This is a genomic window from Campylobacter sp. LR264d, from assembly GCF_008633895.1.
GTDB lineage: Bacteria > Campylobacterota > Campylobacteria > Campylobacterales > Campylobacteraceae > Campylobacter_D.
Genome location: NZ_VJNT01000025.1, coordinates 1 through 257 on the forward strand (window position 1 = coordinate 1; position 257 = coordinate 257).

Here is a 257-nt window from a genome sequence, read left to right on the forward strand (position 1 = left end):
GCTAATCCAAAGTTAAATGCCTTTGATGAGATAAAAGCTTATAACAAAGAAATTCAAAATAAAAAGAAAATTTTAAACAAAGACTTAAAAAATTTAGAAAACGAACTTAAAACTCAAAAAGATAAGATTACAAAAGCAAAGTTAAAAACTAAAATTTCAAACTTAAAAAAAGAACTTTCAAGATTAAAAGAAATAGAAATTTTAAATTCAAATGACAATAATCTACCCTTTGAACTTCCTTCAACCTGGGCCTGGGT

General features: G+C 24.5%; 1 protein-coding gene. It reads left to right on the top strand.

All coding sequences use genetic code 11. The features are described 5' to 3' along the window. Positions 1–257: hypothetical protein (locus tag FMM56_RS09410; RefSeq protein WP_223811476.1), on the top strand; the 257-nt coding region annotated here is incomplete at both ends.